This window comes from Prescottella equi (assembly GCF_020171745.1).
In the GTDB taxonomy this organism is placed as follows: Bacteria; Actinomycetota; Actinomycetes; order Mycobacteriales; family Mycobacteriaceae; genus Prescottella; species Prescottella equi_A.
Map to the genome: position 1 here is coordinate 1 of NZ_JAIVAH010000027.1, position 14,677 is coordinate 14,677.

Annotated in this window: 14 protein-coding genes and 1 rRNA gene; all 15 read left to right on the forward strand. The window is 68.7% G+C overall.

What is annotated here, in order from left to right:
• Positions 1-180: 180 nt before the first annotated feature.
• The 15 genes from rrf to scpB all read left to right on the forward strand — a co-directional run bounded on the left by rrf (position 181) and on the right by scpB (position 14,676).
• Positions 181-297 (forward strand): 5S ribosomal RNA (gene rrf / locus LCL87_RS21400).
• 60 nt (positions 298-357) lie between these two features.
• A complete protein-coding gene (locus LCL87_RS21405; RefSeq protein ID WP_237692581.1) occupies positions 358-1,500 on the forward strand; it encodes a hypothetical protein in 1,143 nt (380 codons plus the stop codon).
• On the forward strand, positions 1,497-2,531 hold the full coding sequence (locus LCL87_RS21410; protein ID WP_225023464.1) for an HAD-IIA family hydrolase: 1,035 nt from the start codon (positions 1,497-1,499) through the stop codon (positions 2,529-2,531). Before LCL87_RS21405 ends, LCL87_RS21410 begins: the two co-directional genes overlap by 4 nt.
• 61 nt (positions 2,532-2,592) lie before the next feature.
• A complete protein-coding gene (locus LCL87_RS21415; protein ID WP_225023465.1) occupies positions 2,593-2,811 on the forward strand; it encodes a hypothetical protein in 219 nt (72 codons plus the stop codon).
• 2 nt (positions 2,812-2,813) lie between these two features.
• Positions 2,814-3,659, forward strand: coding sequence for a TlyA family RNA methyltransferase (locus tag LCL87_RS21420; RefSeq protein ID WP_225023466.1), 846 nt, complete (start codon positions 2,814-2,816; stop codon positions 3,657-3,659).
• Positions 3,656-4,609, forward strand: a complete 954-nt coding sequence (locus LCL87_RS21425; RefSeq protein WP_510850833.1) for an NAD kinase — start codon at positions 3,656-3,658, stop codon at positions 4,607-4,609. The genes LCL87_RS21420 and LCL87_RS21425 overlap by 4 nt, the downstream gene beginning before the upstream one ends.
• A 2-nt stretch (positions 4,610-4,611) precedes the next feature.
• Positions 4,612-6,387 carry a DNA repair protein RecN gene (gene recN, locus LCL87_RS21430; protein WP_225023467.1) on the forward strand — a complete coding sequence of 592 codons (1,776 nt, stop codon included), beginning with the start codon at positions 4,612-4,614 and terminating at the stop codon, positions 6,385-6,387.
• 99 nt (positions 6,388-6,486) lie between these two features.
• Positions 6,487-7,671 (forward strand): putative cytokinetic ring protein SteA, encoded by a 1,185-nt coding sequence (steA, locus tag LCL87_RS21435; RefSeq protein WP_225023468.1) that lies wholly within the window; start codon positions 6,487-6,489, stop codon positions 7,669-7,671.
• On the forward strand, positions 7,668-8,612 hold the full coding sequence (locus LCL87_RS21440; RefSeq protein ID WP_225023469.1) for a copper transporter: 945 nt from the start codon (positions 7,668-7,670) through the stop codon (positions 8,610-8,612). The genes steA and LCL87_RS21440 overlap by 4 nt, the downstream gene beginning before the upstream one ends.
• Before the next feature lie 155 nt (positions 8,613-8,767).
• Positions 8,768-10,516, forward strand: coding sequence for a CTP synthase (pyrG, locus tag LCL87_RS21445; RefSeq protein ID WP_225023470.1), 1,749 nt, complete (start codon positions 8,768-8,770; stop codon positions 10,514-10,516).
• A gap of 7 nt (positions 10,517-10,523) precedes the next feature.
• Positions 10,524-11,174 (forward strand): NUDIX hydrolase, encoded by a 651-nt coding sequence (locus LCL87_RS21450; RefSeq protein WP_225023471.1) that lies wholly within the window; start codon positions 10,524-10,526, stop codon positions 11,172-11,174.
• The gene (xerD, locus tag LCL87_RS21455) at positions 11,171-12,100 is read left to right on the forward strand and encodes a site-specific tyrosine recombinase XerD (RefSeq protein ID WP_225023472.1); all 930 of its coding nucleotides are present in this window, start codon (positions 11,171-11,173) and stop codon (positions 12,098-12,100) included. The genes LCL87_RS21450 and xerD overlap by 4 nt, the downstream gene beginning before the upstream one ends.
• A gap of 157 nt (positions 12,101-12,257) precedes the next feature.
• The gene (locus LCL87_RS21460) at positions 12,258-13,130 is read left to right on the forward strand and encodes a ParA family protein (protein WP_237692589.1); all 873 of its coding nucleotides are present in this window, start codon (positions 12,258-12,260) and stop codon (positions 13,128-13,130) included.
• A 5-nt stretch (positions 13,131-13,135) separates the two neighbouring features.
• Positions 13,136-13,966 (forward strand): segregation and condensation protein A, encoded by an 831-nt coding sequence (locus tag LCL87_RS21465; RefSeq protein WP_225023474.1) that lies wholly within the window; start codon positions 13,136-13,138, stop codon positions 13,964-13,966.
• On the forward strand, positions 13,963-14,676 hold the full coding sequence (gene scpB, locus LCL87_RS21470; RefSeq protein WP_225023475.1) for an SMC-Scp complex subunit ScpB: 714 nt from the start codon (positions 13,963-13,965) through the stop codon (positions 14,674-14,676). Before LCL87_RS21465 ends, scpB begins: the two co-directional genes overlap by 4 nt.
• Position 14,677: the final 1 nt, after the last annotated feature.

The window sequence follows — 14,677 nt, forward strand, 5'->3', positions numbered from 1 at the left end:
AGTCCGGTAACGGATGGAGGTGACTGGTACTAATAGGCCGAGGACTTACCACAAAGAAGCTACGCGTCCACTGTGCGGTATCTGAAACAACACACAGATATCATTCACCCCCAACATTCACCGGTTGTGCCGGCGGATGGTTCGGGCGGGGGAATTGAATGTGTGACAGTTTCATAGAGTTACGGCGGCCATAGCGGAGGGGAAACGCCCGGTCCCATTCCGAACCCGGAAGCTAAGCCCTCCAGCGCCGATGGTACTGCACTCGACAGGGTGTGGGAGAGTAGGACACCGCCGAACATCCGTTACCGAAAGGGGACCCAACACACTGGGTCCCCTTTCGTGTTTTGTATGAAAGGAATGGCTGTGTCGGAAAACAGTGGTGATCGTCGGAACTTCCGCGGAGACGGCCCCCACCGTTCCGAAGGACAACGCGACGGTCAGCCGTCGGATCGACGTGGTGGTCAGGGCGACCGCCGTCAGTCTCCGACTGGTGGACAGGATCGCGCCGGCCGTCCCGGTCGTGGTTCCGGTCAGTGGCGCGATCGCGACGATCGTCGAGGAGACCGCTCCGACGATCGCCGTGGATACCAGGGTCGCGACGACCGTGGTGGATACCAGGGTCGCGACGACCGTGGTGGATACCAGGGTCGCGACGACCGCCGTGACGAGCGCGGTGGCGAACGCAGGTCCGATGACCGCCGCCCCTTCCAGGGACGCGGCGACGATCGTCGTACCGGCGGCGGACCGCGTCGGCGTGGCGGCGAGGGTGGGTTCGGGCCGGCACGCGATCGCGAGGCCATCGGTCAGCAGCGTCGCGATGCGCGCCCCGACGAGCCGGACATCCCGGAGGACTTGGAGGCGTCGGAGCTGGATCCGGCCGTCCGCCGCGATCTGCTGAGCCTCGACAAGAACAATGCGAACACCGTTGCGCGTCATCTGGTGATGGCGAGCCGGCTGATCGAGGACGACCCGCGTCTCGCGCTCGCGCATGCCCGTGCAGCGCGTCAGCGCGCCGGTCGTATCGCCGTCGTCCGTGAGACCGCGGGGATCACCGCTTACCACGCCGGCGAGTGGGCCGAGGCGTTGTCCGAGTTGCGGGCTGCCCGCCGCATGTCCGGTGGACCCGGATTCCTCGCCGTGATGGCCGACTGCGAGCGGGGTCTCGGACGTCCGGAGCGGGCCATCGAACTGGGTCGCAGCGACGAGGCACGTGCTCTCACCGGTGAGGACGCGAGTGAGCTTCGTATGGTCGTCGCCGGTGCGCGCATGGACCTCGGTCAGTACGACCAGGCCGTCGTCACCCTGCAGACCGCAGACCTCGACGCGTCGCGTACCGGCTCCGCCGCGGCGCGCCTGTTCTACGCGTACGCCGACGCGCTCGTCTCCGCCGGACGAATCCCCGACGGTCTCAAGTGGTTCCTCAACGCGGCTGCCGCCGACCTCGACGGCGAAACCGATGCGGAGGAGCGTGTGGCCGAACTGACCGGAGACGGTCAGTGACGGCTGCGGATCGGTCGACGGGTCTTCCGTCGTTGCGTGCGGGTCACGATGTCCTCCTGCTCGACCTCGACGGCACCGTATACCAGGGTCCCGAGGTGATCCCGGGTGCGCGCGAGGCACTCGAGGCAGGTGACGAGCGTCAGCTGTACGTGACGAACAACGCGAGCCGCAGTCCCGCCGAGGTGGCGGAGCACCTGCGTGAACTCGGCTTCGATGCGGCCGACGAGGACGTCGTCACCAGTTCGCAGTCCGCTGCACGACTCCTGTCAGAGCAGTTGGACGCGGGGTCTGCGGTGCTGGTCGTCGGTACCGAGGCGCTGTGCGCGGAGGTCGAGAAGGTCGGACTGCGTGCGGTCCGACGCTTCGCCGACGGCCCGGTCGCGGTGGTGCAGGGACATTCGCCTGCGACCGACTGGGCGATCCTCGCGGAGGCGACCCTCGCGATCCGGGCGGGTGCGTTGTGGATTGCGGCCAACGTCGACTCCACGCTGCCGACCGAGCGCGGACTCGTCCTCGGTAACGGGTCGATGGTTGCAGCGCTCCGTACCGCGACGGGCCGGGAACCGGTCGTCGCCGGAAAGCCGGCTGCCCCGCTCATGCACGACGCCCTCGAGAGGGCCGGTGCGTCAAAGCCGCTGGTGGTCGGTGATCGGCTCGACACCGACATTGCTGGAGCAAATGCCGTCGGCGTCGAATCGCTCCTCGTCCTGACCGGAGTGAGCACGACCGCGGATCTCCTGCGGGCCTCCGTCGACCACCGTCCGACTTACATCGCGTCGTCGCTGGAGGCGCTGAATCGCCCGGCCGAGGAATCGGCTGTGGCCGTGCACCCCGGCTGGCAGGCGGATTTCGAAGCGGGCGACCTCGTAGTGCGGAGCGTCGACATCGGCGACGACGCGACCGAGCGCACCACCGCGGGGGCGTTCCTCACCGTGCTCGCGGCGGCGTGGGCTCATCCGGAGTTCGTTCGAATCAGGGCTGCCGACACCGAGGCTCGTGCCGCGGTGTCCGCCCTGATCGGCGGATTGTGACGGTCCGTCGGCCGGGATCGCAGGTGGTCCGTTGTCGGGCACATGGGCTAGGTTTGCATCGATGAGCACGCCAGTACCACTTCCAGGTCAGCACCTCCCGGGTACGGGCAGCGGTGTCGACCCGGCGGGCATCCACTCGCAGGTAGACGAGTTGCTCGCCAGGTTGGACGGCCCCGACACCGGCGCGGACACAGCAGGTGGGCTTTCCCGGCAGGCACAGATTCTCGAACGGGCTCACGATGTACTCGTCGAGTCCCTGGCAGCAGTGGACAAGGTCTGAAGGTGGCACGTCGAGCAAGGGTCGATGCGGAGCTGGTGCGGCGCGGTCTCGCGCGCTCCCGTGAACAAGCGGTGGAGCTGATCTCCGCGGGCCGTGTCCTCATAGCCGGAACTGTCGCGACCAAACCGGCCACGGCGATCGAGGCAGGTACGCCGCTCCTGGTGACCGAGGTGGCCGAGGAGGTCTCCTGGGCGTCGCGCGGTGCCCACAAACTGCTCGGTGCGCTCGAGGCGTTCACGCCGCGTGGTCTCACCGTCGAGGGGCGTCGGTGCCTCGACGCCGGCGCATCGACCGGTGGTTTCACCGACGTGCTGCTGCACAACGGTGCCCGTGAGGTCGTCGCGGTCGACGTCGGTTACGGACAGCTCGTGTGGAAGCTCCAGACCGACGACCGCGTGCACGTTCTCGACCGCACGAATGTGCGGTCGATCGACGCGGAGACGATCGGTGGTCCGGTCGACCTTGTCGTCTCCGACCTCTCGTTCATCTCACTCAAACTGGTGCTGCCTGCGCTCGTCGCGTGTGTGGCGGAGGGCGCGGACCTCGTTCCGATGGTGAAGCCACAGTTCGAGGTCGGCAAGGAGCGGGTCGGTGCGGGCGGCGTCGTGCGGGATTCGGAACTCCGCGTGAGCGCCGTCCTCGAGGTCGCCGAGGCCGCGGCGGCACTGGGCCTGCAGACCCTCGGCGCCGTGGCGAGCCCGCTGCCGGGTCCGTCGGGCAACGTCGAGTACTTCCTGTGGCTCCGGAAGGGCGATACGTCACCGGAGGCCGAACCCTCCGACGGCGCCCTGGATGAGCCGGATGTCGAGGCGCTGATCCGTCGTGCGGTCGAGGAGGGCCCGCAGTGACCCACGGGGTGACCGAGGTCGCCTCGCGCGGCGAATCGGGCCGCCAGATCCTGCTGGTGGCGCACTCCGGACGGGCCGACATCACCGACACTGCCCGCCGCGTCGCGGCGATCTGCGCACATGCGGGGATCGCACTGCGCCTGCTGGAGAACGAGGTCGATGTCTCGTGGGTGGAAGCGGGGATCGACGACCCGGACGTGCCGGAAGTCACCGTCGTACCCGAGGGTCCCGGGGCCGCGTCCGACTGTGAGATGGTCATCGTGCTCGGTGGGGACGGTAGCTTCCTGCGCGCCGCCGAACTGGCGCAGTCGGCGGACGTTCCGGTGCTCGGCATCAATCTCGGCCGGATCGGTTTCCTCGCGGAAGCAGAGGCGGAGCACCTCGAAGCGGCGATGGCGCAGGTGGTGCGCCGAGAGTATCGGATCGAGCATCGGATGACGCTCGACGTCCTGGTCCGCATCGAGGACCGGATCGTCCAGCGTGGCTGGGCACTGAACGAGGCGAGTATCGAGAACCGCTCGCGCCTCGGCGTTCTCGAAGTAGTACTCGAGGTCGATGGGCGTCCGGTCTCCTCGTTCGGTTGCGACGGTGTGCTGATCGCGACGCCGACAGGTTCCACCGCCTACGCCTTCTCGGCAGGCGGCCCCATCGTGTGGCCCGAACTCGAAGCGCTGCTGGTGATTCCGAGCAACGCGCACGCATTGTTCGCGCGTCCCCTCGTGACGAGTCCGGAATCGATCGTCGCGGTGGAGACGGTCGCCGACAGCCACGACGGGTTGGTGTTCTGCGACGGACGTCGGACGCTCGAGCTTCCGGCGGGTGCACGCGTCGAGGTCGTCCGGGGCAAGGACCCGATTCGTTGGGTGCGACTCGATTCGGCGCCGTTCGCGGACCGGATGGTGCGCAAGTTCGAACTACCGGTGACGGGGTGGCGAGGGAGGAAACGGTAGCTGTGCTCTCGGAGATTCGGATCGACAACCTCGGGGCCATCTCGTCGGCCTCGGCCCAGTTCCACGAAGGCCTGACCGTTCTCACCGGCGAGACCGGTGCCGGCAAGACGATGGTGGTCACGAGCCTCCATCTGCTCAGCGGTGCCCGCGCCGACGCCGGCCGCGTGCGCGTCGGAGCGGCCCGCGCCGTGGTCGAGGGCAGGTTCAGCGTCGACGGCAGTGCGCAGCAGATCGACCGTGAGGTCAGCCGTCTGCTCGAATCGTGTGGCGCCGAGCGGGACGAGGACGGGAGCATCATCGCTGTCCGCACCGTCGGCGGCGACGGCCGCTCGCGTGCCCACCTCGGTGGCCGCAGCATCCCGGCGGGCGTGCTGTCGGAGTTCACCGATCCGCTGCTGACGGTGCACGGACAGAACGACCAACTGCGCCTCCTCCGGCCGGATCAGCAACTTGCGGCACTCGACCGGTTCGCGGACAAGACGGTGGGGACGCTGCTCGCCCGCTACGGCAAGCAGCGCGCCGAGTGGATCGAGGCGCGCACCGAACTGCTCGAACGAACCAGCCGCACACGTGAACTCGCGCAGGAGGCCGATCAGCTCACGTTCGCGCTCGAGGAGATCGATCGAATCGCGCCCACACCGGGCGAGGATCGAGCGATCGTCGACGAAGTGCGACGGCTCGGTGACCTCGATTCGCTGCGCTCGGCGGCGGAGGGTGCACAGGCCGCGATCACCGGCGTCGAGGACGCCATGGACGGCGGCACCGGTGCGCTCGACCTGCTGGGCGAGGCGCGGGCGCGGATCGAAGCGTCCGACGACCCCGCTCTGGCCGGGCTCGGGCCCCGACTGGGCGAGGCGATGGCCGTCGTCGGCGATGTCGCGGGCGAGCTGTCCGGCTACCTGTCGGGTCTGCCGAGCGATCCCGGTGCGCTCGATACGCTGCTGACCCGTCAGGCCGAACTCAAGTCGCTCATCCGGAAGTACGCCGCCGACATCGACGGCGTGCTCGAGTGGGCCGACACGGCGCGCGATCGCCTCGCGCGGATCGACGTCTCCGCCGATGCGTTGGCGGAGCTGTCGGAGCTGGTGGACAAGGCTGCTGCCGCGACCGCGGAGGCGGCCGGCAAACTCACCGCGGCCCGGACGAAGGCCGCCGTCAAACTCGCGAAGGCCGTCAGCGACGAACTGGCCGGCCTGGCGATGGGACGGGCCGCGCTCGAGGTGTCGGTGCGCGCGCGGGAGGCTGGACCGGCGGACTCTGCGCCACTCGTGGTCAGCGGCCGTGAACTGCACGCGGGAGTGTCCGGCGTCGACGAGGTGGAATTCCGTCTCGCGGCGCACAGCGGCGCTCAATCCCTTCCGATCAGCAAGAGTGCGTCCGGCGGCGAGCTGTCCCGCGTGATGCTGGCGCTCGAGGTAGTGCTCGCCGGTTCCGACCGCGGCGCGACGATGGTGTTCGACGAGGTCGACGCCGGCGTGGGTGGCCGCGCGGCGGTCGAGATCGGTCGTCGGCTCGCTCGATTGGCGCGCACCCACCAGGTGATCGTCGTGACGCATCTGCCGCAGGTGGCGGCATTCGCCGACACCCATCTCGTGGTCGACAAGACCGACGACGTCCGCAGCGGCGTGGACAGTGGAGTCCGTACCCTCACCGAGGACGAACGCGTCGTGGAGCTAGCGCGCATGCTGGCCGGACTCGACGACACGGAGACCGGCCGCGCCCACGCCGAGGAACTGTTGACGATCGCCGGGCAGGAGCGCAGCGCCGCATTCGCCTGACTCGAAACAGACTTTTCAGTTGGCATTGTGTGACTGGTGTGGTATCTGATGCGGCGCGCCTCTTTTGTGATCGCCGTGTGACGGGTGATGATCGACGGCATGAAGATGCCGGCGCTGCTCTCCCGTAAGACCGAAACGCTGCCCGGAATCAGTGGCATCGCCCGAGTCGACCGCGACACCGGCAAGCTGCTGCGCCGCGTCGGGCACGGTGACGTCGTCGTGCTGGACGAGATCGATCTCGATCGCGTCACCGCGGACGCTCTCGTGGCCGCCGGTGTCCTCGCCGTCGTCAACGCCTCGATATCGATCTCCGGGCGGTACCCGAACCTCGGTCCCGAGGTTCTCGTCGCGAACGGGATCACCCTGATCGACGCGCCGGGGACCGACCTGATGAAGGTCGTCAAGGACGGCTCGAAGGTTCGACTGCACGAGGGCGCCGTCTACGCCGGTGAGCGCCTGCTGGTGCAGGGCGAGGAGCAGGTCGAGGCCGAGATCTCCGACCGGATGATCGAGGCGAAGACGGGCCTCGTCGATCACCTCGAGGCGTTCTCCGGGAACACGATCGAGTTCATTCGCTCCGAGAGTCCGCTGCTGATCGACGGCGTCGGCGTCCCGGATATCGATGTGGACCTGAAGGACCGGCACGTGGTCGTAGTCGCGGACGGCCCGGATCACCTCGCGGACCTGAAGAGCCTCAAGCCGTTCATCAAGGAATACTCGCCGATCCTGATCGGCGTCGGCGTCGGCGCCGACTCGCTGGCCAAGGCCGGCTACCGTCCGGACCTGATCGTCGGTGACCCCGACGGCATCACCGCCGAGACCCTCAAGTGCGGGGCCGAGGTCGTGCTGCCCGCGGACCCGGACGGCCACGCGCAGGGGCTCTCGCGCATCCAGGATCTCGGTATCGGCGCGATGACGTTCCCCGCGTCGGCGTCGCCGTCGGATCTGGCGCTGTTGCTCGCCGACCATCACGGCGCGTCGCTCATCGTCACCGTCGGCACCACGGTGTCGCTCGACGAGTTCTTCGACCGCGGGCGCCGGGACACCAATCCTGCCGCGTTCATGACCCGCCTGAAGGTCGGGCCGAAACTCGTCGACGCCAAGGCTGTCTCGACGCTCTACAGCAGCAGGGTGTCCGGCGCGGCCGTGGCGCTGCTGGTTCTCGCGGCGCTCACCGCGGTGATCGTCGCACTGGTGGTGTCCAACGTCGGCGGTGACGCCGTGGACTGGGCAATCGACACGTGGAACAGCTTCGCGCTGTGGGTTCAGGGGCTCTTCAAGTGATTTCTATGCGTCAACATGCCATTTCCATAGCGGCGATCTTCCTGGCACTGGCCATCGGTGTCGTGCTTGGTTCGGGGTTGCTGTCGAACGGCATGCTCTCGGGTCTGCGCGACGACAAGGCCGACCTGCAGAGTCAGATCGAGGATCTCAACACGACGAACAATCAGTTGAACGAGCAGTTGACCGCCGCGGACGGGTTCGACTCCGCGGTGTCCGACCGGATCGTGCGGGATGCTCTCGCGCAGCGGTCGGTCGTCGTCGTCACGACGCCGGACGCCGATCCGGGCGATCTCGAGGGCATCAACCGTTTGATCGGGCAGGCCGGCGGGAACGTGACGGGCCGGGTCGCACTCACCAAGTCGTTCGTCGACTCGGTGAACGGCGACCAGTTGCGCACCACTGTGACGAACATCATCCCTGCCGGAACTCAGCTCCGGACGGGTGCCGTCGACCAGGGCAGCCTCGCCGGTGACCTGTTGGGTTCGGTGCTGCTGCTCAATCCGCAGACCGCGCAGCCGCAGACCACACCCGAGGAACGGGTGCTCGCTCTCGACGCGCTGCGCGGCGGCGGCTTCGTCGACTTCGACGGCAACGTCGGCCCCGCACAGTTCGCGATCGTCCTGACGGGCGACGGCGATCCCGAGGTCACCAGTGGGAATCGTGGCGCCGTGATCGCGCGCTTCGCGGCGGCCTTGGACGGCCGCGGAGCCGGTGCGGTGCTGGTCGGGCCGCCGTCGGCAGCGGAGGGCAGTGGTCCGATCGCCGTCGCGCGTGCCGACGCGGGTGTCTCGGCGACGCTCTCGACCGTCGATAACGTCGACCGGGAAGCGGGCCGGATCACGACGATCCTGGCGCTGCAGGAGCAGCTCGCGGGTGGCGCCGGACGGTACGGAACCGGCCCGGGAGCGACCGCGGTGACGGTCGGAGCGCCGTCGCAGTAGGGCCGAAGTAGGGGCACTGTGACGCCTGTCGCCCCGCAACCGGTGAGCCGTGCGCGGCGGCGGGGCGAGAAGGTGTTACCGTGAAGTCCCGTGGGTCGGCAGGCCCCAGCAGCTCAACTCAGACCAAGTCCTGCACAGTCGTCACGGGAGCCCCTTTGCCACAGTCACGCATCCAGTCGCGTAGCGCCACCAAGCACATCTTCGTGAGCGGGGGTGTCGCCTCCTCCCTCGGTAAGGGATTGACCGCTTCCAGCCTCGGTGAGTTGCTCACCGCGCGTGGACTGCGCGTGACCATGCAGAAGCTGGACCCCTACCTCAACGTCGATCCCGGAACGATGAACCCGTTCCAGCACGGTGAGGTCTTCGTCACCGAGGACGGCGCCGAGACCGACCTCGACGTCGGACACTACGAGCGCTTCCTCGACCGCGACCTCAACGCCTTCGCGAACGTCACGACGGGCCAGGTGTACTCGGCCGTCATCGCCAAGGAGCGCCGCGGCGAGTACCTGGGCGACACCGTCCAGGTCATCCCGCACATCACCGACGAGATCAAGAGCCGCATCCTCGCGATGGCCGGCGCCGACGCGCAGGGGCACGTCCCGGACGTAGTGATCACCGAGATCGGTGGCACGGTCGGCGACATCGAGTCGCAGCCGTTCCTCGAGGCCGCCCGCCAGGTCCGCCACGACGTGGGCCGCGAGAACGTCTTCTTCCTGCACGTGTCGCTGGTGCCGTACCTCGGCCCGTCCGGTGAGCTCAAGACCAAGCCGACGCAGCACTCGGTGGCGGCGCTGCGGAACATCGGTATCCAGCCCGACGCCCTCATCCTGCGCTGCGACCGCGACGTGCCGCAGGCACTCAAGTCGAAGATCGCGCTGATGTGCGACGTCGACGTCGACGCCTGCATCTCCACCCCCGACGCGCCGTCGATCTACGACATCCCGAAGGTGCTGCACAGCGAGGGCCTCGACGCGTACGTGGTCCGCCAGCTGGGCCTGCCCTTCCGCGACGTGGACTGGACCGTGTGGGGCGACCTGCTCGACCGCGTCCACAACCCGCGCGAGACCGTCAAGGTCGCTCTGGTCGGCAAGTACGTCGACCTGCCCGACGCCTACCTGTCGGTGACCGAGGCGCTGCGGGCCGGTGGCTTCGCGCACCGCTCGAAGGTCGAGATCTCGTGGGTGCCGTCCGACGAGTGCGAGACCGAGGAAGGCGCGCGGGCCGCGATCGGCGGCGTCGACGCCGTGCTGGTCCCGGGTGGTTTCGGTATCCGCGGCATCGAGGGCAAGCTGGGCGCGATCCGCTACGCGCGCACCCACAAGATTCCGCTGCTCGGCCTGTGCCTGGGCCTGCAGGCCGTCGTCATCGAGGCGGCCCGCTCGGTGGGTCTCAAGGACGCGAACTCGGAGGAGTTCGATCCCGACACCAAGCACCCCGTCATCTCGACGATGGCCGATCAGGAGCACATCGTCGCCGGTGAGGCCGATCTCGGCGGCACGATGCGTCTGGGCGCGTACCCGGCCGTGCTGAACAAGGGTTCGGTCGTGGCCGCCGCGTACGGCAGCGAGAACGTCTCCGAGCGCCACCGTCACCGCTACGAGGTCAACAACGCGTACCGGGACCGGATCGCCAAGAGCGGCCTGGTGTTCTCGGGCACCTCGCCCGACGGCCACCTGGTCGAGTTCGTCGAGCTGCCTGCGGACAGGCATCCGTTCTTCGTTGCGACGCAGGCGCATCCGGAGCTCAAGAGCCGTCCGACCCGCCCGCACCCGCTGTTCTCGGCGTTCATCGGCGCAGCTCTCGACTACAAGGCTGCCGAGCAGCTTCCGGTCGAGGTCACCGACGTCACGGCGTCGTCGCCGGCGGATGCTGCCGAGGCGGCCACCGCGGACAGCGTCGGATAGTCGACCGATGAGCCTGCCGGGGGAGCACGAGTTCGACACCGTCGCCTCGCGCGACGTGTACAGCGGGGCGATCGTGGCCCTGCGCGTGGATCGGGTTGCCATGCCCGGCGGGCGAGAAGCCGATCGGGAGGTCGTCGAGCACCACGGGGCTGTTGCCGTGGCGGTGCTCGACGACCTCGATCGGCTGGTGCTGATCCGGCAGTACCGGCATCCCCTCGGCCGGCGACTGTGGGAGTTGCCGGCGGGGCTGCTCGACGAGCCCGGCGAGGCACCGCTCGACGCGGCCCGGCGTGAGCTGGTCGAGGAGACCGGACTGGCCGCCGACGACTGGTCGATCCTCGTCGACGTCGCACTGTCGCCCGGGTTCACCGACGAATCGGTGCGCGTGTTCCTGGCGACCGGACTGCACGACGTGGGCCGGCCCGACGCCCACGACGAGGAAGCGGATCTCGAGATCGCGCGGGTCCCGCTCGACGACGCGGTGGGCATGGCGCTGCGGGGCGAGATCGTGAACGCGACCGCAGTGTCGGGCATCCTCGCGCTCGCCGCGGCCCGGGCGCGGGGCGAGAGTCTGCGCCCCGCCGACGCTGCCTGGGTCGATCGGCCCGATGCGTTCACCCGGCGCAAGCACGGTCGGGCCGTCCACGGATCCGCATGACGGAGCTGGGCGGTCTGATCGACTCGTATCTGGACCACCTGGCCGTCGAGCGCGGTGCTGCACGCAACACCCTCACGTCGTATCGCCGCGACCTGGACCGTTACGCACGGTTCCTCGACGCCCGTGGTGTCCAGGACATCGGTTCGGTGGTGGAAACCGACGTCAGCGAGTTCGTCGTCGCCCTGCGGAAGGGCGATCCGGCCGACGGGCTGGTCGCACTGGCGCCGAGTTCGGCCGCACGAGCGCTCATCGCGGTGCGCGGGCTGCACCGCTTCGCGGCCGCCGAGGGCGTGACGACCGGGGACGTCGCGCGCGCGGTGAAGCCACCGACACCGGGTCGGAGGCTGCCCAAGTCGCTCCCGCTCGACGACGTGCTCGCGATCCTCGATGCCTCCGGCGGTGACGGCGCCGCGGACAATCCGCGCACGCTGCGGGACCGGGCGCTGCTCGAACTCCTGTACTCGACCGGCGCCCGCATCTCCGAGGCGGTCGGCCTCGACGTCGACGATCTCGACACGCAGTCGCGTTCGGTGCTGCTCCGCGGCAAGGGCGGTAAGGAGCGCGTGGTGCCGGTGGGCCGGCCTGCGATCGCCGCGATCGACAACTATCTGGTCCGGGGACGGCCCGCGCTGTCGGTGCGGGGCGGTCCCGCGCTGTTTCTCAACGTCCGCGGCGGTCGTCTGTCCCGGCAGAGCGCGTGGCAGGTCCTGCACACGGCGGCCGAGAAGGCCGGCATCGCGGTCGCGGTGTCGCCGCACACCCTGCGGCACTCGTTCGCGACGCACCTGCTCGACGGCGGCGCCGACGTGCGCGTCGTGCAGGAACTCCTCGGCCATGCCTCGGTCACGACGACGCAGATCTACACCATGGTCACGGTGGGTGCGCTCCGCGAGGTGTGGGCGCAGGCGCATCCCCGGGCGCGCTGACGCGGTTGCGTGTTGGCCGTCGTTCGAGATCACGAAGCGGTAGCGTTACGGCATCAGTCAGCGACAGGATGGGACCTACAGGACAGGGGAGCATCGGACCGTGGTGACACCGCAGCCGCCGGAGGCGGAGCAAGCGCACCCGTATTCCAGGGGCGCGCTGTCGTATGCCGAGAACATCGAACCGCTGCCGGACACGCCGGTGGGCCCGACCGGCCGCCCGTCGCGGGACATACCGGAACCGGGACCGGTCACAGCGCACGGGCCCGCTCGGATCATCGCGATGTGCAACCAGAAGGGCGGCGTCGGCAAGACGACGTCGACCATCAACCTGGGTGCGTCTCTGGCGCAGTACGGCCGCCGGGTGCTGCTCGTCGATCTCGATCCGCAGGGCGCGCTGTCCGCGGGTCTCGGTGTCGCACATCACGATCTGGACCTGACGGTGCACAACCTGCTGGTGGAGCGCACGTCGATCGACGACGTGCTGATGCGCACCCGGATCGACGGCCTGGATCTGCTGCCCAGCAACATCGACCTGTCGGCCGCCGAGATCCAGTTGGTCACCGAGGTCGGACGCGAGCAGACGCTGGGCCGCGTGCTGCACCCGGTGCTCGATCGCTACGACTACGTGCTCATCGACTGCCAGCCGTCCCTCGGCCTGCTCACCGTCAATGCCCTCGCGTGTGCCGACAGCGTGATCATCCCGATGGAGTGCGAGTACTTCTCGTTGCGCGGACTCGCGCTGCTCAACGACACCGTCGACAAGGTCCGGGATCGGCTCAATCCGCGGCTGTCGCTCGAAGGCATCGTCGTCACGATGTTCGACGCCCGGACCCTGCACGCCCGTGAGGTGATGTCGCGCGTCGTCGAGGTGTTCGGCGACCTCGTGTACGACACCGTGATCAATCGCACCGTGCGTTTCCCGGAGACCAGCGTGGCGGGGGAGCCGATCGTCACGTGGGCCCCCAAGTCCGGCGGTGCCGAGGCCTACCGGGCGCTGGCCCGCGAGGTGATCCACCGCAGCGGTCGGTAGCCGTCGTGACCACCGACGTCGTAGCGGAGGCCCCGCCCGAGGCCGCCGCGGGCGAACCCACCGGGTTCCGGCTGCGGCTGCGCAATTTCGAGGGCCCCTTCGACCTGCTGCTGACGCTGATCAGTCAGCACCAGCTCGACGTCACCGAGGTGGCGCTCGCCGAGGTCACCGACGAGTTCATCTCGTACACACGCAGTCTCGGCAGCGACCTGGGGTTGGACCAGACGACGGAATTCCTCGTGGTGGCTGCGACCCTGCTCGATCTGAAGGCGGCGCGACTGCTGCCCGCGGGCGAGGTGGACGACACAGAGGACCTGGCGTTGCTCGAGGCGCGGGACCTGCTGTTCGCCCGGCTGCTGCAGTACCGGGCCTACAAGCAGGTGGCGCAACTGTTCGGTGAACTCGAATCGGCAGCCCTGCGCCGCTATCCGCGGTCGGTGTCGGTGGAGGACCGCTACGTCGGGCTGCTCCCCGAGGTGTTGCTCGGGGTGGATCCGCTGCAGTTCGCGGAGATCGCCGCCACTGCCTTCCGTCCCCGTCCGGTGCCGACCGTGGGACTCGACCACCTGCATGCGCCGACGGTGTCGGTCCCGGAGCAGGCGGCCCGGGTCCTGGAACTGCTGCAGGAACGCGGCGCGGGGGTGTGGACGCCGTTCGGTGCACTGATCGCGGAGTGCGACGTCCAGGTACAGATCGTGGCGCGGTTCCTGGCACTGCTCGAGCTGTACCGCGAGCAGGCGGTGCTGTTCGAGCAGCCCGAACCGCTGGGGGAGCTGATGGTGAGCTGGACCGGTGAGGACCGATCCGCGCCGGCGAGTGAAGAGGACTACGGATGACATCCGCCGACAGTGACAACGTGGAAGCGGACGACCTGGGGACGTTCGAGGACGAGTTCGCCGAACTGTCCGACGAGCGCCTCGCTGCTGCACTCGAGTCGATGCTGCTGGTCGTGGACAGTCCGGCCGCGCCGTCGATGCTCGCCGACGTCCTCGGCGTCCCGGAAGCCCGGGTCGACACGATGCTGCGGACCATGTCGGCGAACCTGACGGCGCGAGGGAGCGGCATCGACCTGCGCTACGCGGGCGACGGATGGCGGTTCTACACGCGCACCGAGTTCGCGCCGTACGTCGAGCGTCTGCTGCTCGACGGCGCCAGGTCCAAGCTGACCCGCGCCGCCCTCGAGACGCTCGCGGTCATTGCCTACCGGCAGCCGCTGACCCGGGCGCGGATCAGTGCGGTGCGCGGCGTCAACGTGGACGGCGTCATCCGATCGCTGCTGGCTCGCGGATTGATCACCGAAGCCGGTGTCGACACCGACTCCGGCGGCACGACGTACACGACGACGGAACTGTTCCTCGAGCGCCTCGGACTGGCCTCGTTGAGCGATCTGCCGGCCCTCGCGCCGCTGCTTCCCGACGTAGATGTGATCGATGACATCACCGAGAGTCTCGAAGCCGATCCACGATTTGCGAGAATGGACAGGTCTACGTCGTCCCGGGGGTCGACAGCGAACGCGCCGAACCCCGAGATCGACATCGAAAACTGAC